The sequence below is a fragment of the Blautia sp. AM42-2 genome (assembly GCF_003480245.1).
GTDB classification, from domain to species: domain Bacteria; phylum Bacillota; class Clostridia; order Lachnospirales; family Lachnospiraceae; genus Fusicatenibacter; species Fusicatenibacter saccharivorans.
This window is the reverse complement of the sequence record NZ_QUIM01000001.1, coordinates 593328-617606: the sequence shown is the minus strand read 5'-3', so window position 1 is coordinate 617606 and position 24279 is coordinate 593328. Positions and strand designations below refer to the sequence as shown.

The window sequence follows — 24279 nt, the reverse complement described above, 5'->3', positions numbered from 1 at the left end:
ATAGAACTCAATATTTTGTAGACCACCGGCCTTATGCGCCGGCTTGCAATAGAATGGAGGAAACCAATGAAAACTTCAGATTTTTACTATGATCTGCCAAAAGAACTGATTGCGCAGGATCCGCTCGAAGACCGCAGCGCCTCCCGCCTGATGCATCTGAATAAAGAAACCGGTGAATATGAGCATGGCCATTTCCGTGATATTCTGAAATACTTAAAACCGGGCGACTGCCTTGTGATCAACGATACCAAAGTAATTCCGGCGCGTCTCTACGGTTCGAAAGTCGGCACCGATGCAGCAATCGAAATCCTTCTGTTAAAAAGAAGAGAAAATGATATCTGGGAGACCCTCGTAAAACCGGGCAAAAAATGTAAGGTCGGCACGGTGATCTCCTTCGGCGACGGCATTCTGACCGGAGAGGTTGTAGATATTGTCGATGAGGGAAACCGTCTGATCCAGTTCCATTACGACGGCATTTTCGAGGAGATCCTCGACCAGCTTGGCGAGATGCCGCTGCCACCGTATATCACACACAAACTGCAGGACAAGAACCGCTACCAGACGGTATACGCGAAACACGAGGGAAGCGCAGCCGCTCCGACCGCAGGACTGCACTTTACGAAAGAGCTTCTGCAGCAGGTACAGGATGCCGGTGTAAAGATCGCCCATGTAACCCTGCATGTCGGCCTTGGCACCTTCCGTCCGGTGAAAGTGGAGGATGTCACCCAGCATCACATGCACTCTGAGTTCTATGTGGTAGAAGAAGATCAGGCAAAACTGATCAACGATACGAAAGCAGCAGGCGGCCGTGTGATCGCAGTCGGAACAACGAGCTGCCGTACTCTGGAGTCGGCAACCGGCGAGGACGGCATTTTAAAAGCCGGAAGCGGCTGGACCGAGATCTTTATCTATCCGGGCTACCGCTTCAAGATGATCGACGGACTGATCACCAATTTCCATCTGCCGGAGTCCACACTGGTGATGCTGGTATCGGCACTGGCTGGAAAAGAGCATATTATGGCAGCTTATGAAGAGGCTGTAAGAGAAAAATACCGCTTTTTCTCCTTCGGCGATGCCATGATGATTGAATAAAAAATTCGTTTATGACAAAAATACGATGCTGAAAGAAAACGACCATATAGGAACACCAGCGAAGCCCTATATGGTCGTTTTTTGTCCAGCGAATCTTCTAAATCTTTCTTTTTCCCTGCCGAAAAACAGAAGATTTTATTAAGGTTTCTGAAAACGAGCGGAACTGGGTTGTGTCAGGGAATGTTTTTGCGTATACTGATACGTGTTTGAGACAAGGGAGGACGGATTTTGAAGAGAGACGAGAGAAGAAAGTTTCCATACTATGGTATCCTGCCGCTAATTCTGACGCTGACAGCGAATTTTATCGCTTATTTTGGAACGCGGCCGTTTACCAGTTCGTGGAAACATTACAACATAGAAACGGTGCTGGACCAGCAGATCCCGGTGATCCCGTGGACGATCGTGATTTATTTTGGCTGTTATCTGGTCTGGATTGTAAATTATCTGATTGCCGCAAGCAGAGAGAAAGAATTTGTCTGGCGGTTCTTTGCAGCAGATGTTCTGGCGCGGCTTGTCTGTATGGCATTTTATCTGCTGCTGCCGACAACGAACGTAAGGCCGTCGATTCCGGAACAGGGATTCTGGAATCAGATGCTTGCCTTGCTTTACCAGATGGATGCGGCGGACAATTTGTTCCCATCGATTCACTGCCTGAACAGCTGGTTCTGCTATATCGCAGTCCGTGGCAGACGGGAGATTCCGCGCTGGTATCAGCGGTTCTCTTTCTGGGCGGCACTTGCCGTGTTTGTCTCTACACTGACGACAAAGCAGCATGTGATTGCAGATGTGATTGGCGGAGCGCTTCTGGCAGAAGTGACGTGGCAGATCGCGGGACGCACGCATCTTGGGGCCTGGTATGGCATGATATTGGAACGAAGGAGGTGGAAACGCCGTGCAGAGTAAGAAGAAAATGATCGTGAATACCGTTTTTCTCGTTGCGATTTTTGCGTTGACGATATATGGTGTTTTCCACGGCGAAGACCTTGGCGCAATGATGGAAGCAATGCGGCGCGCAGATGTGCGGTGGCTGCTGCCGGGACTGCTCTGTGTCGTGTTTTTTATCTGGGGAGAATCGATCATCATCTGGTACATGATGCATTCCTTCCAGATTCCGGTGAAGAGGCGGACGTGTTTTCTGTTTTCTTCCGTCGGATTCTTTTTCAGCTGTATCACACCGTCCGCAAGCGGCGGCCAGCCGATGCAGCTCTACTATATGAAAAAGGAGAAAATATCTCTTCCGGTATCAACGGTGATTCTGATGATCGTCACGATCACTTACAAAGCGGTGCTGGTCGTGGTGGGACTTGGGCTTGTTCTGTTCGGACAGGGCTTCCTGCACCGGTATATGACAGAAATCCTTCCGGTTTTCTATCTGGGAATCGGTCTGAATGTCTTCTGTGTCACAGCCATGCTTATTCTGGTTTTTCATCCGGCGCTTGCGCGGACGATTCTGGTTTTTGGACTGAAAATCGTGGAAAAACTGCATTTGATGAAACGAAAAGAAAACCGCCTGAAAAAACTGGAAGCTTCCATGGAAGTCTACCAGAATACGGCAGTGTATCTTGGCACCCACAAAATGGTGCTGGTCAATGTCCTTGCGATTACCTTTGCACAGAGGTTTGCTTTATTTGCAGCAACATGGTTTGTGTACCGCGCCTTCCATTTATCAGGCATTTCCTTTATCACCATTGTGCTGCTGCAGGCGGTCATTTCCGTATCGGTTGACATGCTGCCGCTTCCGGGAGGAATGGGAATCAGTGAGACACTGTTCCTGAAAATTTTCCCGCCGGTCTTTGGAAGCACGCTGCTTCTTCCGGCAATGGTGCTTTCCAGAGGGCTCGGCTACTACGGGGAGCTGCTGGTGAGTGCAGTCTTTACCATCGTCGCACAGCTTACGATCGGGAATACGAAAAGAGAAAAAAGAGGGGGAACTACATATGATAGGGTTCTATGATTATACCGTAATATTAACATATATCAGCTTTGCATCGTCCATCAGCGGCATTTTTCTTGCAACGCGGGGACACTTTAACTGGGCGATTTTTTGTCTTGCTTTTTCCGGACTGTGCGATATGTTCGATGGAAAAATTGCGCGGACGAAGAAAAACAGGACCGAAGATGAAAAGCGGTTCGGCATTCAGATCGATTCGCTCTGCGATGTGGTCTGTTTCGGCGTCTTTCCGATCGTGCTCTGCTATGAGCTTGGCATGACACATTTTTACAGCATTCCGATTCTTATTTTCTACGGTCTTGCGGGCGTGATCCGTCTGGGATATTTTAACGTGATGGAAGAGAAGCGTCAGAATGAAACTTCGGAGAACCGGAAATATTACCAGGGACTGCCGATTACCTCGATGTCAGTAGCTCTGCCGCTGCTGTTCGTCTTTGCACCGTTCTGCCGCGGATACTTTCTGATCTGGCTGCATCTGCTGGTGCTGGCGGTCGGCGTTCTGTTTATCACGGATTTCCGCTTCCGCAAGCCGACGAATAAAGAGCTTGCTGTGCTGGTAGCGGTCGTTGGAGTGGCTGTGCTCCGCGGACTTCTGATCTGGAAGGGAGGAAGAACGATTTGAGACTCTGCGCTTATCCTTACCGAAAACAGGGGAAAAATCATCCAAAGCTTGATCTGATCCGCGAGGAAAATGATCTGCAGGACCGTTTTCTGCACATGATGTACAGCCATACCGCCGGAAGAGCCGCGATGCAGCCGCTGGTTCAGCCATTTGTATCTCGTGCGGCAGGCTGCTTTCTGGAAAGCCGCTTATCGGTGCCGCTGGTTGCACCGTTTGTAAAGAAAAATCATATTTCACTGAAGGAATGTACCGCAAAGCAGTTTATCTCGTTCAATGATTTCTTTGTGCGGAAGCTGAAAATGGATGCACGTCCGTTTTCCAATGCGCCGCAGGATTTTATCAGCCCGTGTGATGCGCGGCTTACGGTTTATCCGATTCATGAGAACGGGAAGTTTGAGATCAAGAACACAGAATATACGCTGGAACAGCTTCTGCGCGACCGGAAGCTGGCAAAACGGTATGAGGGCGGAACGTTATTTCTGTTTCGGCTTTCCGTGGACGATTATCACCGGTATCTCTTTGTGGATGACGGCGTCTGCTCGACGGAACGGCGGATTGAGGGTGTGCTCCACACGGTCAATCCGGCGGCGAATGATTTTTGCCCGATCTATAAAGAAAATACGAGAACCTACACGCTGCTGCAGTCCGCAAATTTCGGCACACTGCTGCAGATGGAGGTCGGCGCGATGATGGTCGGAAAGATTGTCAATGAAAATGCCGGAGCGGCGAGACGTGTACAGCGCGGCGAAGAGAAAGGCTATTTTGCCTTCGGTGGTTCGACAGTGATCGTTCTGGCACAGAAGGGAAGCGCAGTGCCGGAAAAACGGATCTGGAATTATTCGCGGCTTGGAATCGAAACGCGGGTACGGCAGGGAGAAACGGTTGGAATGGCCGGAAGAACAGAACTATGAGAAACACGCTCCGCGAGTTTCTCAAGTTATCGCGGCAGTCACCAAGGTCTCGTGCAAGCACGGACTTTGGCTCGTTGCCCGCGTAAATAAAAGCAAAAAAATGGATTGTGAGAAAATGATCTTCACAATCCATTTTTTGTTTAAACGTTTTTTATGCCTGCAGCCGTGCCAGATCCTGGTAGAATGTCGGATACGAGATATCCACACAGCCGGCGCGCAGGATTTCCGTCGGTGTCTCTGCGGCAAGCGAAGCGATTGCAAACGACATCGCAATGCGGTGGTCGAGGCGGCTGTCGATTTGGGCGCCGTGGAATGGTTTTCCGCCCTCAATGATCATGCCGTCGTCCGTGCCTTCCAGGGAAACACCCATCGCGGTGAGTTCGTTTACCATGATATCAAGACGGTTCGATTCTTTGACTTTCAGCTCCTCCGCATTCCGGATCACGGTTGTACCGTTCGCTGTGGCGGCAAGAACCGCGATGATCGGGATTTCATCGATCAGGGTCGGGATCAGTTCGCCTTCGATGACAGTGCCGGAAAGAGACGGCGTATAGCGCACGAGAAGGTCTGCAACCGGTTCTCCGCCGGAGTTCTGCTCATTCAGAAGTGTGATGTCAGCACCCATGGCGCGGCAGACGCGGAGCATACCGTCGCGGGTCGGGTTGATGCCGACATTTTTCAGGAGCACCTCAGAGCCTGGAACTATCAGCGCGGCGGCGATGAAGTAGGCGGCGGAGGAAATATCTCCCGGCACACGGACGAGATTTCCATGGAGATCCGGGTCCGGCAGAACCGATGCGGTCAGCCCTTCGGAGGCAACGTCGGCGCCGAAGAATTTCAGCATCAGCTCCGTATGGTTTCTGGAAAGAGCCGGTTCGGTAACGCTTGTTTTTCCGTCAGCATACAGTCCGGCAAGCAGGACACACGATTTGACCTGTGCGGATGCGACCGGCGAAAGATAGGAGATGGCGTGGAGCGGATGGCCGTTGATCGCAAGCGGCGCACAGCCGTTTTCCGGAATACTGCGGATGGAAGCGCCCATCTGGGTCAGCGGATTGATGATGCGTCCCATCGGCCGTTTCTGAATGGAAGCGTCACCGGTCAGTGTACTGGAAAAGTTCTGGCCGGCAAGAATGCCGGAGATCAGGCGTGTCGTTGTTCCGCTGTTTCCGCAGTCGAGAACGGCGGACGGAGCCGAAAGCCCGTGCAGGCCTTTTCCATGAACGAGGATGCGCTCCGGCGTGTTCTCGATCTCAATGCCCATACTGCGGAAGCAGGAGATGGTGGAGAGACAGTCGGCACCCTGTAAAAAGTTTGTGACTTCTGTGGTTCCCTCTGAAATGGCACCGAACATGACGGCGCGGTGGGAAATGGATTTATCGCCCGGCACGGAGATTTCTCCGCGCAGAGGACGTACTGCTTTCTGGAACTGCATAACGTAACTTCCTCCTGTCAAGATATACGCGCTTTTAATTGCGGATATGAATGGTATAGCCATGGTCTTTTAAGACCTTCCGGGCAAGAATGCCTGCCTGCTCTTCATAAAATTCAATGCGGAGAGCACCCTCTTCGAACTCGCGGTTATGCGTAATGCCGATATTTTTAATATTGATCTGGTTGATGGCAAGAATTGTTGTAACGGCTGCGATTCCGCCGGCTTCATCGAGCAGGTCGCAGTAAACGACGTATTCTTTCTTTGTCGGTCCATAGGAAGAATCTTCCATGGAATTCCGGTATTCGCGGGAACTCTCAAACATATTGTAGAGCTCGTGGCCTTTTTTGTTGTCAACCAGGTATTTTGCCTGGACGAGAAGGCGGATATAGGAATCCAGCACATTCGAGAGCTGCTTCTGGTTTGAGAGACAGATCTGCTGCCATACCTCCGGGGAGGAGGAAGCGATGCGGGTGATGTCCTTGAAGCCGCCTGCAGCAACGGTTTTCATCTGCTCTTCCGGTGTGTCCAGGGATGCGAGTGCATTGACCAGGGTAGCGGCAACGATATGCGGCAGATGACTGACACCTGCGGTGATGTAGTCGTGCTCTTCGTATGTTAAAACCATCGGGATCGCCTTTAAGGACTGGACAAGATCAACGAAAGCGGAAACTGTCGCGATCTCAACATCTGGTCCGGGTGTAATCATATAGTAAGCATTTTCCAGCAGGTAATCGGTGGCGCTGGAATATCCCGTCTTTTCGGAGCCTGCCATCGGATGGCCGCCGATAAACTGGTGCGTCATGCCGAGGGTCTCAACCGCCTGATGGATTTCTCCTTTTACACTTCCGACGTCTGTGATGATACAGCCCGGTTTTGCGATGCCTTTCACGAACGGAAGATAGGAGATGTTGGTGCTGACAGGAGCACATAAGAAGATATAGTCACAGTCGGCAAAGCGGTCGTCCCGTTCTTCCAGCGCGATATCAATCACGCCTTCCTGAATTGCCTCTTCGATCGTCGCTTTGGTGCGGCAGTAGGCCATCAGTTTATACTCCGGGTGAACCTTTCTGAGGGTTTTTGCAATGGAGCCGCCGATGAGGCCAAGGCCGATAAAGCCGATACAGATTTTTTCGGATGTATCACACATAATTCAAGTAGTCCTTTCTGACAATTTTCGTAGGTAAATCGTATAAAAGACATTGTAAAGCATCTGAAATCAAATGTCAAAGATTTCTTGCTTTAAAGTGACAAAGTATTTTTGAAAGGCAGCAATTTTGCTTGTTTTGCAAAATCCGGCAGATTCCACAGAAAAGCCGGACAGAAAAGCGGAAGAAAGGCAGAATAGCCAGCTAAAATACATATAAAATTTAAAAATTCAGAAATATATTGTGAAATATGAATAATATACTTGCAAAAAAGCAAAAACTTTAGTAGAATAGTGACTATGATAAGAGGAACGGAAGACGTGAATCTTGATAAAAAGCAGAAAGGCGAATAAGAGCGGCCTTGCAATCTGCAAATTTACTTACATGGGAGGTATTACATATGGACGTTTTTAGAACTGACCGAATCAGAAATGTGGTGCTGCTGGGGCACAGCGGCTCCGGAAAGACAAGTCTGACCGAAGCTATGGCTTATCTTTCCGGTATGACAAACCGTCTCGGAAAAGTGACAGACGGAAATACCGTCAGCGATTTTGACAAAGAAGAAATCAAGCGCAAATGCTCTATTTCCACAACGCTTGTCCCGGTCGTATGGGGAAAAAATAAGATCAATGTTCTGGATACTCCTGGAATGTTTGATTTCGTAGGAGAAGCACAGGAAGCCGCTTCCGCAGCAGATGCCGCTGTAATCGTGGTATCCGGAAAGGCCGGCGTGCAGGTCGGAACCCAGAAAGCATGGGAACTCTGCGAGAAATACAATCTTCCGCGTATGATCTTCGTAACGGAAATGGATCAGGACGATGTCAGCTACCGAGAAGTCGTTGAGCAGCTCACCGAACTGTACGGAAAACGAATCGCACCGCTTCATATGCCTCTGCGTGAAAACGGTAAATTTGTAGGATATATCAATATTGTAAAGAACAAAGGCCGCAGATATATCGAAAAAGATAAAAAAGAAGAATGCCCGATTCCGGATTACTCCGTAGAATATCTGGAGAAGTACCGTGAAACCCTGATGGAATCCGTGGCAGAAACAAGTGAAGAGTTTATGGACCGCTACTTTGGCGGAGAAGAGTTCTCGGTAGCAGAGATTTCCGCAGCGCTTGCCATGAACGTAGGAGACGGCACCATCGTTCCGGTATGCATGGGCTCCCCGGTCAATCTGCAGGGCGTATCGAACCTTCTTGATGATATCTGCGGATACTTCCCGGATCCGTCCACCCGTCCGTGTGCCGGCATCAATCTCGATACGAACGAAATTTTCGAGGCAAATTACGACTTCGCGAAACCGAAGAGCGCGACCATTTTCAAGACGATCGTGGATCCGTTCCTTGGAAAATATTCAATGATTAAGGTTTGCTCCGGCGTTATTAAAAGCGATGATGTGCTCTATAATGTAGATCAGGAATCCGAAGAAAAACTGAGCAAGCTGTACGTGCTCGAAGGCTCCAAGCCGATCGAAGTACCGGAGCTTCATGCAGGAGATATCGGTGCCATCGCAAAACTCGGCGATGCAAGAACCGGCGATTCCCTTGCGACAAAGAACAATCAGGTCCGCTACGGAAAACCGGATGTTTCGACTCCGTACACCGCAAAACGATATAAACCGAAGAACAAAGCCGATGTAGATAAGATCTCCCAGGCATTTGCCAAGATGATGCAGGAAGACCTGACTATGAAGGCAGTCAATGATTCTGCAAACCATCAGACATTACTGTACGGCATGGGCGACCAGCACATCGATATTATCGTCAGCAAGCTGCTGGAGCGCTACAAAGTAGAAGTAGAGCTGTCCCGTCCGAAGGTAGCCTTCCGCGAGACGATCCGCAAAAATTCGGATGTAGAAGCAAAATACAAAAAACAGTCCGGCGGCCATGGCCAGTACGGTCATGTAAAAATGCGCTTCTCCGCTTCCGGAGATCTCGAGAAACCATACGTTTTCGAGCAGGAAGTTGTCGGCGGCGCCGTTCCGAAGAACTACTTTCCGGCTGTTGAAAAAGGTATCCAGGAAGCCGTACAGAAAGGCCCTCTGGCTGCTTATCCGGTAGTCGGCGTCAAAGCCGTTCTATATGATGGTTCTTATCATCCGGTAGACTCCTCCGAGATGGCATTCAAGACCGCAGCGATCCAGGCGTTCAAGAAAGGCTTTATGGAAGCATCCCCGGTTCTCCTTGAGCCGATCGTTTCGATGAAGATCACTGTAGACGATAAATACACCGGCGATATCATGGGCGATCTCAACAAACGCCGCGGCCGTGTGCTCGGCATGAACCCGGATCACAAGGGCCATACGATTATCGAGGCTGATGTTCCGGAACTTGAGATCTACGGATACGGCACAACACTCCGCTCCATGACAGGCGGAAGCGGTGATTTCTCCTATGAGTTTGCGAGATATGAGCAGGCTCCGTCCGATATCCAGGCAAAAGAGATTGAGGCAAGAGCTTCGAAGGTTGAAAAAGCAGAAGAATAAAGCTTTATAAAATAGTGTGATAAAACAGAGAAAATCCGGTTTCGGGAGCAGAATTCGCCCGGAAACCGGATTTTTCTGCTGTTTTTGAAGAAAAACGGAGGATATAGGAAAAAATAAATTGTAAAAACAGGGAAAGAGTGATAGAATACAGCTATATGTTCAAATGTGCATGCTGTCCTATGCGGCAGTGTGAGAAAAAAGAACTTTGAACTTGAACATGCAGGAGGTTACCCATGAGTAAAAGATATGAGCCACAGAACATTGAGAAAAAGTGGCAGAAGATCTGGCAGGACGAGAAAGCCTTTGCCGCCACAGATGATTATACAAAACCAAAATACTATGCACTCGTTGAGTTCCCATATCCGTCAGGACAGGGACTTCACGTAGGCCATCCGCGTCCGTACACCGCACTGGATATCGTAGCCAGAAAGCGCAGAATGCAGGGCTACAACGTACTGTATCCGATGGGATGGGATGCATTTGGTCTTCCGACTGAGAACTATGCGATCAAGAACCACATCCATCCGAAGATCGTTACCAAAAGCAACGTACATCACTTCAAAGATCAGCTTCAGTCCCTTGGATATTCCTTTGACTGGGACAGAGAGATCAACACCACCGATCCGGAGTACTATCACTGGACCCAGTGGATCTTCCTCAAACTCTTCAAAGCAGGTCTTGCTTACAAGAAAGAAATGCCGATCAACTGGTGTACTTCCTGTAAGGTAGGTCTTGCAAACGAGGAAGTTGTAAACGGCGTGTGCGAGCGCTGCGGAAGCCCGGTTGTCCGCAAAGTAAAGAGCGAGTGGATGCTGAAGATCACCGAGTATGCAGACAAGCTGATCGACGGTCTGGACGGCGTTGACTATATTGAGCGTGTCAAAACTTCCCAGAAAAACTGGATCGGACGTTCCCACGGAGCAGAGGTTGATTTCTCCCTGAAAGATAAACCGGAGAAGCTGACTATCTACACCACACGCCCGGATACCCTGTTCGGTGTTACGTACATGGTACTCTCCCCGGAGCATCCGTACATCGACCAGTACAAAGATGAGATCAAGAACTGGGATGAGGTCTGCGCATACCGTGAGATGGCAGCCAGAAAATCCGATTTCGAGCGTTCCGAGCTTGCAAAAGACAAGACCGGTGTCATGATCGACGGACTTTCCGCAGTCAACCCGGTTAATGGAAAAGAGATCCCGATCTGGATTTCCGATTATGTACTGATGAGCTACGGCACCGGCGCCATCATGGCAGTACCGGCACACGATGAGCGTGACTGGGAGTTCGCAAAGAAATTCAACATGCCGATCATCGAGGTTGTTGCAGGCGGCGACGTACAGAACGAAGTTTACACCGACGTTGCAGAGGGAACTCTTGTCAACTCCGGTTTCCTGAACGGACTTTCCGTTGCGGAAGCAAAAAAGAAAATTCTTGAGTGGCTCGAAGAGAACCACGTTGGAAAAGCAAAAACAAACTATAAGCTGCGTGACTGGGTATTCTCCCGTCAGCGTTACTGGGGTGAGCCGATTCCGATCGTACACTGCGACAAATGCGGTTACGTTCCGGTTCCGGAAGAATCCCTTCCGCTGGAGCTGCCGGATGTAGAGAGCTACATGCCGACCGATAACGGCGAGTCTCCGCTGGCTGCCATGACAGACTGGGTCAACACCACCTGCCCGTGCTGCGGAGGACCTGCAAAACGTGAGACCGATACCATGCCGCAGTGGGCTGGTTCTTCCTGGTATTACATCCGCTATACCGATCCGAAGAACAAAGAGGCTCTGGCAAGCAAAGAAGCTATGAAATACTGGCTGCCGGTTGACTGGTACAACGGAGGAATGGAGCACACCACCCTTCACCTTCTGTATTCCCGTTTCTGGCATAAATTCCTGTACGATCAGGGCGTAGTTACCTGCCCGGAACCGTATCAGAAACGTACTTCCCACGGAATGATCCTCGGCGAGAACGGCGAGAAGATGAGTAAATCCCGTGGAAACGTTGTCAACCCGGATGATATCGTAGCTGAGTTCGGTGCAGATACCCTGCGTACGTACGAGATGTTCATCGGTGCCTTCGACTTAAGTGCATCCTGGTCTCAGGAAGGTGTAAAAGGATGCCGTCGTTTCCTCGAGCGTGTATGGAAACTGCAGGACAGCCTGGTAGACGGAGATTCCTACTCCAAAGAGCTGGAGTCCAAAATGCACCAGACCATCAAGAAAGTATCCAGCGACTATGAGTCCCTGAAATACAACACAGCGATCGCAGCCATGATGACCCTGGTCAACGAGTTCTACAAAGCCGGAAAAGTAACGAGAAAAGAGTTCGAAACCCTTCTGATCCTGCTGAATCCGGTTGCACCGCATATGACCGAGGAACTGTGGGCAGACCTTGGATACGAAGGCCGTCTGTATCAGACCGCATGGCCGGAGTTTGACGAGGAGAAGACCGTAGAGGCAGTAGCCGAGATCGCTGTTCAGATCAACGGCAAAATGCGCGGAACGATCAAAATCGCCAAAGATGCAGATAAAGAGACCGCAATCGCCGCTGCAAAAGAGGCAGTTGCAGACAAACTGACCGGAAACATCGTAAAAGAAATTTACGTACCGGGAAGAATTGTGAATATCGTTCAGAAATAATAATTATGTAAGCTGAAGAAAGGAGGCTGATTCTTGGAAAAAGAGTCAGTCTCCTTTTGCATAAATATTGCTGTTTAGCAAGGAGGGATACAAAATGGATCTTGAAACAATCAGACAGGAAGCGCGTGCCGTCGCAGAGGAGCTGATTACGACGGCGCAGATGAAACCGGGACAGATTCTGGTAGTGGGATGTTCTTCGAGTGAAATTCACAACAGTAAGCTCGGAACGGATTCCAGCCAGGAGATCGGGCAGGCGGTGTTTGAGGCGCTGTATGCGTGTACGAAGGAGCACGGGCTGTATCTGGCGGCGCAGTGCTGTGAGCATCTGAACCGCGCGGTTGTTCTGGAGCGTGCGGCGGCAGAAAAATACGGTTACGAGCCGGTCTGCGCGGTACCGTGGCTGCATGGCGGCGGATCGTTTGCGATGGCGGCATACTATGGATTGGAGGACGTTGTCACCGTAGAGCGTGTGCAGGCGCATGCAGGTATTGATATCGGTGATGTGCTGATCGGCATGCAGCTGAAGGCAGTAGCCGTTCCGGTCCGGGTATCGCAGAAAACGATCGGAGATGCGCACGTTGTCTGCGCGCGGACAAGACCGAAATACATCGGCGGCGAGCGGACGCATTACGCGGAAGATCCGGAGATGAGAAAGTAAGAAACTGTGATTGGTAAATCAAAAAATGCCGTACAGGCGGAGGAAAAATTTCCAACGCTGTACGGCATTTTTGATGTTTGGTTTTACGTTTTATTTCGCTTTTCTCGCTTCCCGTTTTCGCAGGAAGAAAATTTTCTGCTTCCGGTAAAAAGAGGAAATGGAATCTACGAGGATGCTCAAATATCGCAGAACCGGCTCTGTTGCGACAGAGAATACGACCAGCAGCATGATACATTTTCTGGACATATCAGAAATGGCGAACAGCTGGTTCAGATAGGTACTGCAGAAAATGAAGGCAATAATCGAGCCGATCAGGATCGTCCAGCGCATCCAGTTGAGCGGCTTGCTGATCCGGTAGAGAATCATAAAACCGACAATGGCGAGCAGTACGGTGGCAGCGGTCGAAATATCTTCCGAGCCGACCGCAAATTCCTGGCCGAAGACGACGAGTGTTGCGACCATCAAAAAGTCGGTCAGCGCCGCAGGCAGGGCCCGTGTCAGAATGTTCGTGATAAAGTGGCCCGCGATCCGGTTTTTGTTCGGCATCAGCGAGAGCAGGAAGCCTGGAATACCGATCGTAAACATACTGATCAGCGAGATCTGGGACGGCTCCAGCGGATACGTCACCATCGAGATCAGTGAGAAGATGGACAGCAGGAACGAGAAAATGTTCTTTACCAGGAACAGCGTTCCCGAGCGCTGCAGGTTGTTGACAACGCGGCGGCCTTCCAGTACGACAGAAGGCATCTTCGAAAAGTCGTTGTCCAGCAGAACGAGCTGTGCAGCCTGTGCGGCAGCGTCACTTCCGGATGCCATCGCAACGGAGCAGTCGGCATCCTTTAATGCGAGCACATCGTTGACACCATCGCCGGTCATCGCAACGGTCTTGCCGTTTTTCTTTAAAGCCTGGACAAACTGGCGTTTTTGGTCTGGTGTGACACGGCCGAACACGGTGTATTTCAGGATTGCTTCTTCGAGCTCTTCCGGTGTCTTTAGAGTGGAAGCATCAATATAATCCTCTGCGTGCGCAATCCCTGCCTGGCGGGCAACCTCAGATACCGTTACCGGAGTATCACCGGAGATGACCTTGACATGGACACCCTGATCTTCGAAGTAGCGGAACGTTTCCGGTGCTTCTTTTCGGATCGGATTGGAGAGAAGCACGTAGCCAAGCGGCGTGACACGGCCGGAGAGTGCTTTTCCATCCGGTACAGTTTCGGATGTGCCGAAGACGAGGAGACGGAATCCCTTTGAGGTATACGCTTCAATTTCACTCTGATAGCGTGCAAAATCATCGCGGAGAACGAACTCCGGGGCACCGAGCACGTAGGAGACATCCGAAAATGTCACACTGGAATACTTGAATTCCGAGGAGAACGAAGTCATCGAAACGGCAGTTTTGCCGTTGTTGTCTTTAAAATATTCTTTCAGTGCCGCCATAGTAATGTTGTCGTTTGACATGGCAGATGCGAAATCACCGACCGCAAGGGAAAGCTCTTCTTTCTGCGGTGCGGGAGCATTTTCGCCGGATTCTGTATCAGGGACTGAACTGGAGCCGACCAGAATCAGATCATGTACTTTCATATTTGTCTCGGTGATGGTTCCCGTCTTATCGACACAGAGCACGTTGACGCGAGCCAGCGTCTCGATACATTTCATATCATGCACGAGAACCTTCTGCGAAGCCAGCCGCATAACGCTGACGGCAAGGGCAACACTCGCAAGCAGGTAAAGACCTTCTGGGATCATGCCGAGCACGGCGGCCACCATCGAGGTAATGCTCTCACGGAACGTTTCGTGGGAGACGAAAAACTGCTGGCCGAAGAGCAGAAGACCGATCGGAATGATCAGAATGCCGACAACCTTTACCAGCTTGTTGAGGGAGAGGATCATCTCGGACTGTTCGCCCTCTTTCATGGCCTTTGCTTCGAGGGTCAGACGGGAAATGTAGGAATCTTCACCGACCTGGGTCAGACGGCTCTTGCAGCTTCCGGAGACGATAAAACTTCCGGACATCAGCTCGTCGCCCGGGCGCTTGGTAATCTCATCGGATTCACCGGTAAGCAGCGATTCGTTGACCTGTACCTCACCTTCAAGCACGACGGCATCAGCGCAGATCTGTTTTCCTGCGGTAAATACAACAATATCATCGAGTACGAGATCCTCCGCGGCGAGTGTTACCTCAGCCCCGTCACGGATTGCAGTAGCCTTCGGCGCGTTTAAAACAGACAGCTTTTCCAGCGTCTTTTTCGCCTTGATCTCCTGTACAATACCGATCAGCGTGTTCGCGATGATGACCGGCAGAAACGTAAGATCCCGGAACGAACCGGCAAGGATCAGAAAGATGGCAATAATCAGAAAAATCAGGTTGAAATACGTACAGACATTGCTCTTTACGATCTCGGCCGTTGTCTTGGACGGAGGTTCCACCGCGCGGTTGGTCCAGCCGTTCTCGCGGTACTCGGCAACCTGCTCGGCGGAAAGGCCTTCGGAAGGGTCTGCCTCATAACGCGTCGTTGGAACACGGCAGTGAATGATTTCGGGAATTGTTTTGTTCATAACAGTTATATTCCTCTCCGGCTGTCCTGATAAAGAAGAGACAGCCTCACTGTGGTTTGTTTGAAAAAGATCACGTCTGGAATCTTTTTCCATACTAAGAAGTATACCATAGAGCATCGAAAAAGAAATGAAGGAAGTATTAAATTTTACGAAAAAAAGACTTTTCGCAAAGAGGAACAGATAGGAATGTGCGAAAAGTCTTTTGTATTCTGAATTTAGTCCTGTACTTCCTGAAGATTGCGGATGTTCGGCTCCGCCATCATGGAGTAATTGGTGTAATAAACAACGAAGCCCGGTTTGCTTCCGTTTGGTTTGCGCAGGTTTTTCTTTAAGGTGTAGTCGATTTCCACCTTCGGTGCCTGTCTGCCTTTCGAGTAATAGGCGGCGAGAGCAGCGGCCTCTTCGTAGACGGAATCCGGCAGCTCTTTACCGTTCGTCTTTACGATGACATGGCTGCCCGGCTGGCCTTTCGCGTGGAACCACCAGTCGTTGCCGGAGGCGAATTTAAACGAAAGTTCCTCGTTCTGGAAGTTGTTCTTGCCGACATAAATGTCAAAGCCCTCGGAAGAGCGGTAGTGGAACGGATGGGAGGTGATTTTCTGCTTTTTCCCTGTCGGTCCCTTGCGGCGGATGTAGCCGTACTCGATCAGCTCTTCTTTTAACTGCACCAGATCCGCCTCATCGAGCGCAATATCAAGCGCCGTGCTGATGGATTCGAGATGGTCGATTTCCTCTTTCGTCTCGACAAGAAGTTCCTCGAGTGCCTCACGGGTCCGCTTCAGCTTTCCGTATCGGTCGAAGTATTTTTTCGCATTTTCGCCGGCAGAGAGCGTTCCGTCGAGCGGAATCGTGATTTCCTCGCCGTTATAGTAATTGACGGCTTTCAGCGAAGTATCGCCCGGCTGGCAGCTGTAGCCGTACGTATTTAAAAGCTCACCGTAAATCCGGTATTTTTCCCGCTTGTCGGTGTCTTTTAACTGTTTCTGCTGCAGGTCGTATTTTTTGACATTCCGTTCGAGTGCGGTATTGACGACACGGCGCAGATCGGAAGATTTCTGACGGATGCGGGTGATGCGGTTTTTCATGGCATAGTATGTTTCCAGTACACCGGAGATCGAATCGTATGTTTCCTCCCGCAAATCCTGATACTGCGTCAGTTTCAGTGCGGAAAATTCTTTCGGCTCATCGCCCTGGTATACGATGTTCGGCGTAAATGCGCCGTTTTTGATATCCTCAATCAGATAAGAGAAGGTGCGGAACAGATGAAGCTTCGCATTTTCTTCGAGTGCATTGACCGCAAATCCGCCGTCGATGCCGGCGCGGCAGCAGACTTCCTCCGCCATCAGCGGGCTGAAGCCGGTAAGGGAAGTGTAGATTGCCTTTGCGGCAGCCATCGGTTTCGTGCAGACGAAATCGAAAAATTCTTCTTCTGTGATCGTGAGCGGATCTTTCTTATCCTGCGTGTGCGGAATGAACCAGGTGCGGCCCGGAAGAACCTCACGGACAGAACTCATGTTGGCGGAAATATGTTTGATACTGTCAAGGATCGTATTGTCCTCCTGACAGAAGATCAGGTTGCTGTGTTTTCCCATGATCTCCACAATCAGCTTCTTGCGGCAGATATCGCCGAGTTCGTTCAAATGCTCGAGCTCAAAAATAAGAATACGCTCGAGTCCCGGCTGGGTAACGGAGAGAATGCGGGCGCTGCCGATGTGTTTGCGGAGCAGCATACAGAAATTCGGTGCGGTCATCGGGCCGGGCTTATTGTTGTCCGTCAGGTAGATCAGCGGAAGCGAAGCACTTGCCGAGAGGAGAAGACGGTAAACGGTACGGTTGTTTTTTATTGTAATCATCAGCTCGTCGTTTTCCGGCTGTGCGATCTTGTTGATCTTTCCGCCGACGATGGTCTGATTCAGTTCCTGTGCAATATTTGCAATGGTAATTCCATCAAAAGCCATAGAAAATATCTCCTTTGTTTGAAATTCTAGTATTTTCATTATAATACAGAAAAAAAGATTTGACTAGGCTTTCTGAATGAATTATAATAAATCTGTATAGGTAGATGTATTTTCTGAAAAAGACTTCAGAAGGTACAGGAAAGGACGGATTGTGGCAAAACTGATCAACATCGGATTCGGCAATGTCGTAAATTCGGATAAAATAATAGCAGTGGTGAGTCCCGAGGCGGCGCCCGTCAAGCGTATGGTGCAGCGTGCAAAGGAAAGCAACCGCATCATCGATGCGACGCAGGGAAGACGCACGAAAGCAGTGCTCATCACCGGAGAAGAATTTATCATCCTTTCGGCTTTGCAGCCGGAAACGATCAGCCGCAGATTCAACGGCGGCTGGGAAACAGAAAAAGAGCGAGGGGAATCTGAAAATGAGTAGAGGAATACTTACTGTAGTATCCGGTTTTTCCGGAGCAGGAAAAGGAACACTGATGAAACGCCTGATGGAGGAGTACGACAACTATGCGCTGTCCATCTCCGTCACCACAAGAGACCCGCGTCCGGGCGAGGAAGACGGCGTATCGTACTTTTTCCGTACAGAAGAAGAGTTTGACCGCATGGTAGAAGAGGATGCCTTCCTCGAGTATGCGCGTTACGTAAAACATTCCTACGGAACGCCGAAGGCATACGTAGAGGAGCAGCTGGATGCCGGAAAAGATGTTCTGCTTGAGATTGAAATCCAGGGAGCACTTCAGGTCAAGGAAAAACGTCCGGACACCCTTCTTGTGTTCATCACACCGCCGACCGCCGAGGAGCTGGAACGACGCCTACGGGGACGCGGAACGGAAACAGAAGAAGTTATCAAAGGCAGAATGGAGCGTGCAAAAGAGGAAGCACAGGGCATGGACCAGTACGATTATGTCCTGATCAACGACGACCTCGAAACCTGCGTAAAACAGATGCATGAGACCATTCAGAGCCAGCATTTCATGAGCAGCAACCAGAAAGACTTTATCGAACAGATGAAAAAAAGTCTGGAAAAATAGAAAGGAGCATTTATTATGATTCATCCATCTTATCAGGAACTGATTGCAACTATTAACGAGGGCCAGGATCTGGACGAGGCACCGGTTGTCAGCAGCCGTTACTCTCTGGTACTTGCAACAAGCAAACGTGCAAGACAGATCATTGGCGGAGCTGAACCGCTTGTAAAAGTGAAAAAAGGCATGAAACCGCTCTCCATCGCCGTAGAGGAGATGTACAAAGGAGAGGTTACAATCCTTCCGGAATCTGAAGTTGAAGCGGAAGAGGAAACAAAAGAGGAGCCAGTAATTGAATAATATGAAAATTCTGTTTATTTCCCTTGGATGCGATAAAAACCTGGTAGATTCCGAGCATATGCTGGGTCTTCTGGTAGAGCATGGCTTCGAGATCACCGATTCCGAGGAAGATGCAGAGGTTATCGTGATAAACACATGCTGCTTTATCCACGACGCCAAAGAAGAAAGCATTCAAAATATTCTTGAAATGGCGAAGTACCGTACAGCGGGAAGCTGTAAGGTTCTTCTGGTAACGGGCTGTATGGCAGAGCGCTACCGCGATGAAATCATTGAGGAGATTCCGGAGGTTGACGCCGTACTTGGAACGAACAGCTATGACAAAATCCTGGATGCCATTCAGGATGTCCTCGGCGGCGACCGTTTCCAGGAGTATGCCGATCTGAAAGGACTGCCGAAAATTGACGCACAGCGCGTTGTAACGACAGGCGGCCATTACGAATATCTGAAAATTGCAGAGGGCTGTGACAAGCACTGTACCTACTGCATCATTCCGAAGCTGCGCGGACCGTACCGCTCCGTTCCGATGGAGGAACTGATAGCAGAAGCGAAGACGATGGCAGAACAGGGTGTCAAAGAGCTCGTTCTCGTTGCGCAGGAGACAACCATTTATGGTATCGATCTGTACGGAAAGCCGTCTCTCCACCTTCTGTTAAAAGAGCTCTGCAAAATTCAGGAGCTCTACTGGATCCGGATTCTGTACTGCTATCCGGAGGACATCTATCCGGAACTCGTTCAGACGATGAAGGAAGAGCCGAAAGTCTGTCACTACCTGGATCTGCCGATTCAGCATGCCAACGATGAGATCCTGCGCCGCATGGGTCGCAGAACATCCAAACAGGAGCTGATCGACAAAATTGATTTCCTGAGAAGCGAGATGCCGGATATCACACTGCGCACCACGCTGATCACAGGATTCCCGGGAGAGACAAAAGAGCAGCACAAAGAACTCCTCGAGTTTATCAACGACATGGAGTTCGACCGTCTCGGCGTATTCACCTACTCTCCGGAGGAGGGAACACCGGCTGCTGCGATGGAGCATCAGATCGACGAGGAGGTAAAACTGGACCGTCAGGCAGAACTGATGGAGCTGCAGCAGGATATCTCTGCAGAACTCGGCGAGCGCAGGATCGGCCAGGAGCTTCTTGTTATGATCGAGGGCAAAGTGGCGGATGAGGATGCCTATGTGGGCAGAAGCCAGGCGGACGCACCGGGTGTAGACGGCTATGTATTTGTCAATACACCGGAAACACTCGTATCCGGCGATTTCGTAAGAGTGAAAATTACCGGCGCTCTGGAATATGATCTGATAGGAGAGATAAGCCAATGAATTTACCAAACAAATTAACGATTCTGCGGATAATTATGATTCCGTTTTTCGTGTTCTTCCTGCTGTCTGGCGTGGGCGGAAGCGCGTCCAAATGGATTGCACTGGTAATCTTTGCCGCTGCCAGCATCACGGATACTCTGGACGGCTACATTGCAAGACGTGACAATTTGATTACCGATTTCGGAAAGTTTATGGATCCGCTGGCAGATAAGCTGCTGGTATGCTCTGCACTGATCTGTTTTGTAGAGCTGGACAAGCTTCCGGCGTGGATGGTTATTATTATCATCGCAAGAGAATTTATCATCAGCGGTTTCCGCCTGGTTGCTTCGGACAATGGAATTGTCATCGCAGCAAGCTGGTGGGGAAAATCGAAAACAATCAGCCAGATGATTATGATCATTCTTCTGATCGCCGACATTCCGGCACTTTCCGTGCTGAATACCGTGCTGATCTGGGTTGCACTGATTCTGACCGTTGTTTCTCTGATTGATTACCTGGTAAAAAATAAAAACGTGCTTTCCATGCAGAACTAGACAGGAAAAAGCACAGAATAAAAACGCTGACCGGTTTGGGATTCCAGACCGGCAGCGTTTTTTGGTTTGTGGTTTTTCAGCGTTTTTTCCCGGAAGCAGCGGAGCGGAAGAGGCGTACCATCTGGTCAATTTTTGCCGCTTCCTGTTTGGATTTTCCGGCTTTGATGGCAGAGATGATCAGGTCCGCCTCGGAGGCGGAAAACTGTGCGCCGCCCTGATTTCCCTGCATCAGGGAGAGAAGAAACGGCATCATTTCCGCCTGGGATTTTCCGCGGCTCTGAGAGGCCATCTGCTGCAGTGCCTGAAGCCGGGCAAAGTCAATTCCGGAAAGAGAGGGGTCCTGCGACCAGTCGTTTTGCTTATCATCCGAACTCATAGCAGATCCTCCTCATTTCCGGGATTTATATTCTGAAGCATCTGGACCATCTGCATGGTCTGAAACATCTGGGAGAGAAGATCCCGCTGCGGACCGGCGGCAAAACGGGAAATATCCTGCAGCATCTCAAGCGGAGAGACGTGCGGGGCATCAACAGACATCATGGAAAGGTCGGCCGGACGGGAAAAAAGCTGAATGGTCCGCTGGAGCTCGAGCCATTTGCTCAAAATCGCAAGGGAGGGCTGCAGGCCGAAGGAGGCGTAGGGAATGGCAGCCTTCAGCATCTGAAGCTGATCCTGTGCGATCATCTGGTCCAGCGGTGTTATCTGTTCCACATTTTGTTCCTGTTCCTGATTCAAATTAAGATCCTTCCTGGCAGCATTCCTGCATTTGTCTTTTTATTTCTCTTTATCTTATGTTCCAGGCCGGAAAAAATGACAGAAGGCGGGAAAAAACATATGATAAGAGGAAGAAAGAAAAAGGAGACCGCCGGAAAATGGATGGAAAAGAAACAGCAAAAAGAAAACAGGTACTCGAAGGGAATGCCTTTTATGAAATAGATCTGGAATGTATGAGAAAAAAAGAAAAAAGAGAAGAGATGGAAAAGCGGGAAAGAGAAGCACGGAAACCGAAACGGTTTCGCTGAAAGAGAATTCTGGTGAAAAAAAGCCCCGGGGCGGTTGATCCGCACCCGGGGCTTTTTCTGCCCGAACATCTGGGAGGACTGAAAAAAGGTCAGCAGCCGCATCCGCAGTTATTGCTGTTGCCGCATCCACAGCCGTTGTTGTTCCATCCGCCGCAGCAGAACAGAAGAATCAGAACGAGCCAGCAGTCGGAATTGTAGCCATTGTTGTTGTTTCCGCATCCACATCCGCCGCAGCAGGAGAGGAGAAGCAGAATCCAGATAATACTGCAGCCATTGTTTCCGAACAGGTTGTTGTTGGAAACACCGCATCCATTATCGCAGCCACAGCCGTTGTCACATCCGCATCCACAGTTTGTAGCAGCTAAATCACTCATGTTTGTTCCTCCAAAGGAATCATTTTGCTTACAATTCATGATATGAAAAACTGCCGGGCGGGGTTACTCTTAAAGAGAAAAATTCAAAGACCCTACAGACTGCGTCCCTGAAAATCAAAAAGCTCTTTCACCGGAATGTCAAGTGCCTCAGCGATATCGAACAGAAGATTCAACGAAATAGAGGTTTTTGTATTTGGCGCTTCGATGTTGCTCATATGGGTACGACTGATATGTACCGCCTCGGCAAGTTCGGCCTGCGTCATTCCTTTTGCTCTTCGGTAGTAGGCAATCGTAAGTCCAAGAAGGCGAAGATCGTTCAAGCGTTCGTAATTCATAGTCAGGAATCCCCCTTTTAGTTTTATAAATATAATGATAATACGTAATGATACAACGGAAAACAATCAAAAACAAGGCAGTTGCACATTAAAAGTTTGCATCAACAAACGGATATACCATAGAAGCAAACCTGTGAGCGGGAAAATCAGTTTGTCATAAGGCTTGTGAAGCTTTGATATAACTGTAATCGGCCATATCCCCATTCTCTGCTCGGATACGTAATAGTATCAGTTCGGTCTGCACCGCGGATCAGGTAGTTTTTTACCTCCTGTGCCGTGAAATAGCGGGCGGGAGTGCGCTGGATGCCCCATTGCAGAAAAAGAGCAGCGGCGCCGGATGTAATGGCGGCGGACGCACTCGAACCGCTGAAGCTTACATAGGAGCCGGCCGGTCCCGGTCCGGTAACGGAGACGCCGGGAGCGGCAAAGTCGGGCTTGATTTCACCAAGCCGGGTAAAGCCGCGGCCGGATTCCGGGGAAAAACTGTTGTTTGCTGCCTGATACGTGGAGGGAGAAAGAACAGGAACCGTGGCAGAAGGTGTCGTCAGTGTCGTGTATGGATCCGGTTCCAGAAATGTCACATCGGAGGTGGAAAATCCGGTGATCGGGAGCCAGATGTGGAAATCCGGCGGCGATGGAAAAGCGCGGTAAACCTGAAGCGTCCAGATACCGGGGGTCGGATCCAGCATGCGGATCAGAATGAGCTGGCTGCCGGTCGTGGCCTGGACCACTTCGTAGTTGACGTAGATCACGGTGCGCTCCAGAACGAAGGTGATCCGCTGTTCCTGATTCAAAGAGACGGGAATCCGCGGAATCGTCTCGCCGCCGGGAGAGCGGAAACCGACAGAAAAAAGCTGTGGAGCCTGTCCCCAGAGTTCCAGGGTGAAACCGCGGTTTCCTTCAGAAACGAGAAACTCTACATTTTTCGGGGTGTAAGTTTCGGATACAGAGCCATAATAATGGTGTGATGCATTTCCTTCGTTGCCGGTCGCGCAGACGGGGATCACACCAGGCGTGTTGCCGTAGCGCGCCAAGGTCAGAGAAACGGGGAGCGTGCCGGAGTGGCTGCCCTGATTCGTCCCGAGTGCCAGACAGAGGACGAGCGGTTTTCCTTCCGCAGCTGCGGTTTCATTCAGAAAGTGCATGGCGGAGAGCAGGTCATCTTCCTCGAAGACGGGAGCATTGGAGGACACAAGATAAAAATCTTTCAGATTCTGTTTGGCGGGTTTTAATTTAACAACGGCAAAATCTGCCTCCGGTGCGACGCCGAGAAATCCGGCGGAGGCATCCGGAGTACCGCCGGCCACGCCTGCGACATACGTGCCGTGCCCGTCGGGATCGGTGACTGGAACAAGGGAGAGTGGATCGCCGCTTTCAAGTGCCGCGTCGAGATCGGACTTGGTATAGAGACTGCCGTAAGGAAACTGCGCCGGCGGCGTTCCCGTCCAGTCCGTCTGATCCCAGACGGCGAGAATCCGGCTCTGTCCGTTGGCATGCAGAAATGCGGGGTGGCGGTAATCAATGCCGGTGTCCAGAAAACCGAAGATTACATTTTTGCCTGTATATCCGCCGCCGTAGAGATTCTGCGTCTGGACAATCCCGGAGACTTCCAGTGAGAGCGTGGAGAGCGGCGTAAAAAGTTTTGGAAGCCCGGTAAAGGGAACTGCGCCGAAGAGATTTTCCGGCAGCAGACTCCGCTCGAGAAAGAGAACGGAATACTGCGGGTTCAGCGTAAGAAGAGCACTTGATTCCGGAAACAGCATCTGGTACCGCTCGGACTGTGCCACGTAATTCTGGATCAGAATGTTGATGTAATCGTTGGAATAAATGATGTCTGTAAGATCCATGAAGAGATCCTTTGTTTTTGATGCTATTGTATGCAAACATTACGTCAAA

23 protein-coding genes are annotated in these 24279 nt (G+C 50.2%); 14 read left to right on the top strand and 9 right to left on the bottom strand.

Going from position 1 to position 24279, the window contains the following annotated elements; translation table 11 throughout:
- The first annotated feature begins 66 nt into the window (after positions 1-66).
- The 5 genes from queA (at position 67) to DW915_RS02850 (ending at position 4576) form a co-directional block, all read left to right on the top strand.
- Positions 67-1092, top strand: coding sequence for a tRNA preQ1(34) S-adenosylmethionine ribosyltransferase-isomerase QueA (gene queA, locus DW915_RS02870; RefSeq protein ID WP_118594501.1), 1026 nt, complete (start codon positions 67-69; stop codon positions 1090-1092).
- A 228-nt stretch (positions 1093-1320) separates the two neighbouring features.
- Positions 1321-1995, top strand: coding sequence for a phosphatase PAP2 family protein (locus tag DW915_RS02865; RefSeq protein ID WP_022461411.1), 675 nt, complete (start codon positions 1321-1323; stop codon positions 1993-1995).
- On the top strand, positions 1985-3046 hold the full coding sequence (locus DW915_RS02860) for a lysylphosphatidylglycerol synthase transmembrane domain-containing protein (RefSeq protein WP_118741517.1): 1062 nt from the start codon (positions 1985-1987) through the stop codon (positions 3044-3046). The genes DW915_RS02865 and DW915_RS02860 overlap by 11 nt, the downstream gene beginning before the upstream one ends.
- Complete coding sequence (locus DW915_RS02855) at positions 3030-3665, top strand: CDP-alcohol phosphatidyltransferase family protein (RefSeq protein ID WP_118741516.1); 636 nt, start codon at positions 3030-3032, stop codon at positions 3663-3665. The genes DW915_RS02860 and DW915_RS02855 overlap by 17 nt, the downstream gene beginning before the upstream one ends.
- A complete protein-coding gene (locus tag DW915_RS02850) occupies positions 3662-4576 on the top strand; it encodes a phosphatidylserine decarboxylase (RefSeq protein ID WP_243033773.1) in 915 nt (304 codons plus the stop codon). Before DW915_RS02855 ends, DW915_RS02850 begins: the two co-directional genes overlap by 4 nt.
- A 151-nt stretch (positions 4577-4727) precedes the next feature.
- On the opposite strand, the gene aroA is transcribed toward DW915_RS02850, so the two are convergent.
- Positions 4728-6011, bottom strand: coding sequence for a 3-phosphoshikimate 1-carboxyvinyltransferase (aroA, locus tag DW915_RS02845; RefSeq protein ID WP_022461415.1), 1284 nt, complete (start codon positions 6009-6011; stop codon positions 4728-4730).
- A 34-nt stretch (positions 6012-6045) separates the two neighbouring features.
- Positions 6046-7158: a prephenate dehydrogenase gene (locus DW915_RS02840; protein ID WP_055217730.1), complete on the bottom strand. Its 1113-nt coding sequence runs from the start codon at positions 7156-7158 to the stop codon at positions 6046-6048.
- A 398-nt stretch (positions 7159-7556) separates the two neighbouring features.
- Here DW915_RS02840 and DW915_RS02835 point away from each other — a divergent pair, with 398 nt between their 5' ends.
- From DW915_RS02835 to DW915_RS02825, 3 genes are all read left to right on the top strand, one after another.
- Complete coding sequence (locus DW915_RS02835; RefSeq protein WP_055217732.1) at positions 7557-9647, top strand: elongation factor G; 2091 nt, start codon at positions 7557-7559, stop codon at positions 9645-9647.
- A 233-nt stretch (positions 9648-9880) separates the two neighbouring features.
- The gene (gene leuS, locus DW915_RS02830; protein ID WP_055265982.1) at positions 9881-12286 is read left to right on the top strand and encodes a leucine--tRNA ligase; all 2406 of its coding nucleotides are present in this window, start codon (positions 9881-9883) and stop codon (positions 12284-12286) included.
- Positions 12287-12380: 94 nt separating this feature from the next.
- On the top strand, positions 12381-12944 hold the full coding sequence (locus DW915_RS02825; protein ID WP_118741515.1) for a TIGR01440 family protein: 564 nt from the start codon (positions 12381-12383) through the stop codon (positions 12942-12944).
- A gap of 90 nt (positions 12945-13034) precedes the next feature.
- On the opposite strand, the gene DW915_RS02820 is transcribed toward DW915_RS02825, so the two are convergent.
- Together DW915_RS02820 and DW915_RS02815 are read right to left on the bottom strand one after the other, a co-directional pair.
- Complete coding sequence (locus tag DW915_RS02820) at positions 13035-15503, bottom strand: cation-translocating P-type ATPase (RefSeq protein WP_118741514.1); 2469 nt, start codon at positions 15501-15503, stop codon at positions 13035-13037.
- Positions 15504-15718: 215 nt separating this feature from the next.
- Positions 15719-17461 (bottom strand): Rqc2 family fibronectin-binding protein, encoded by a 1743-nt coding sequence (locus DW915_RS02815; protein ID WP_022461421.1) that lies wholly within the window; start codon positions 17459-17461, stop codon positions 15719-15721.
- 151 nt (positions 17462-17612) lie between these two features.
- On the opposite strand from DW915_RS02815, the gene DW915_RS02810 reads away from it, so the two are divergent.
- The 5 genes from DW915_RS02810 to pgsA are packed head-to-tail and all read left to right on the top strand — an operon-like array spanning position 17613 to position 20652.
- Positions 17613-17891: a DUF370 domain-containing protein gene (locus DW915_RS02810; RefSeq protein WP_055218332.1), complete on the top strand. Its 279-nt coding sequence runs from the start codon at positions 17613-17615 to the stop codon at positions 17889-17891.
- Positions 17884-18498, top strand: coding sequence for a guanylate kinase (gene gmk, locus DW915_RS02805; protein WP_022461423.1), 615 nt, complete (start codon positions 17884-17886; stop codon positions 18496-18498). Before DW915_RS02810 ends, gmk begins: the two co-directional genes overlap by 8 nt.
- A gap of 15 nt (positions 18499-18513) precedes the next feature.
- Positions 18514-18792 carry a DNA-directed RNA polymerase subunit omega gene (gene rpoZ / locus DW915_RS02800; protein ID WP_022461424.1) on the top strand — a complete coding sequence of 93 codons (279 nt, stop codon included), beginning with the start codon at positions 18514-18516 and terminating at the stop codon, positions 18790-18792.
- A gap of 1 nt (position 18793) precedes the next feature.
- On the top strand, positions 18794-20119 hold the full coding sequence (rimO, locus tag DW915_RS02795; protein WP_055217739.1) for a 30S ribosomal protein S12 methylthiotransferase RimO: 1326 nt from the start codon (positions 18794-18796) through the stop codon (positions 20117-20119).
- The gene (pgsA, locus tag DW915_RS02790; RefSeq protein ID WP_022461426.1) at positions 20116-20652 is read left to right on the top strand and encodes a CDP-diacylglycerol--glycerol-3-phosphate 3-phosphatidyltransferase; all 537 of its coding nucleotides are present in this window, start codon (positions 20116-20118) and stop codon (positions 20650-20652) included. Before rimO ends, pgsA begins: the two co-directional genes overlap by 4 nt.
- A gap of 76 nt (positions 20653-20728) precedes the next feature.
- Here the strand turns inward: pgsA and DW915_RS02785 are convergent, their stop codons facing one another.
- Complete coding sequence (locus DW915_RS02785) at positions 20729-21028, bottom strand: hypothetical protein (RefSeq protein ID WP_022461427.1); 300 nt, start codon at positions 21026-21028, stop codon at positions 20729-20731.
- Positions 21025-21387, bottom strand: coding sequence for a hypothetical protein (locus DW915_RS02780; RefSeq protein WP_118741513.1), 363 nt, complete (start codon positions 21385-21387; stop codon positions 21025-21027). Before DW915_RS02780 ends, DW915_RS02785 begins: the two co-directional genes overlap by 4 nt.
- Before the next feature lie 137 nt (positions 21388-21524).
- On the opposite strand from DW915_RS02780, the gene DW915_RS15865 reads away from it, so the two are divergent.
- Positions 21525-21674, top strand: a complete 150-nt coding sequence (locus DW915_RS15865; RefSeq protein ID WP_172680771.1) for a hypothetical protein — start codon at positions 21525-21527, stop codon at positions 21672-21674.
- 89 nt (positions 21675-21763) lie between these two features.
- On the opposite strand, the gene DW915_RS02770 is transcribed toward DW915_RS15865, so the two are convergent.
- The 3 genes from DW915_RS02770 to DW915_RS02760 form a co-directional block, all read right to left on the bottom strand.
- Positions 21764-22048 (bottom strand): hypothetical protein, encoded by a 285-nt coding sequence (locus tag DW915_RS02770; protein WP_055217743.1) that lies wholly within the window; start codon positions 22046-22048, stop codon positions 21764-21766.
- 92 nt (positions 22049-22140) lie between these two features.
- Entirely contained in the window at positions 22141-22383 is a 243-nt protein-coding gene (locus tag DW915_RS02765; RefSeq protein WP_022462361.1) for a helix-turn-helix transcriptional regulator, read from the bottom strand.
- 146 nt (positions 22384-22529) lie between these two features.
- Positions 22530-24230 carry a S8 family peptidase gene (locus DW915_RS02760; protein ID WP_118601552.1) on the bottom strand — a complete coding sequence of 567 codons (1701 nt, stop codon included), beginning with the start codon at positions 24228-24230 and terminating at the stop codon, positions 22530-22532.
- Positions 24231-24279: the final 49 nt, after the last annotated feature.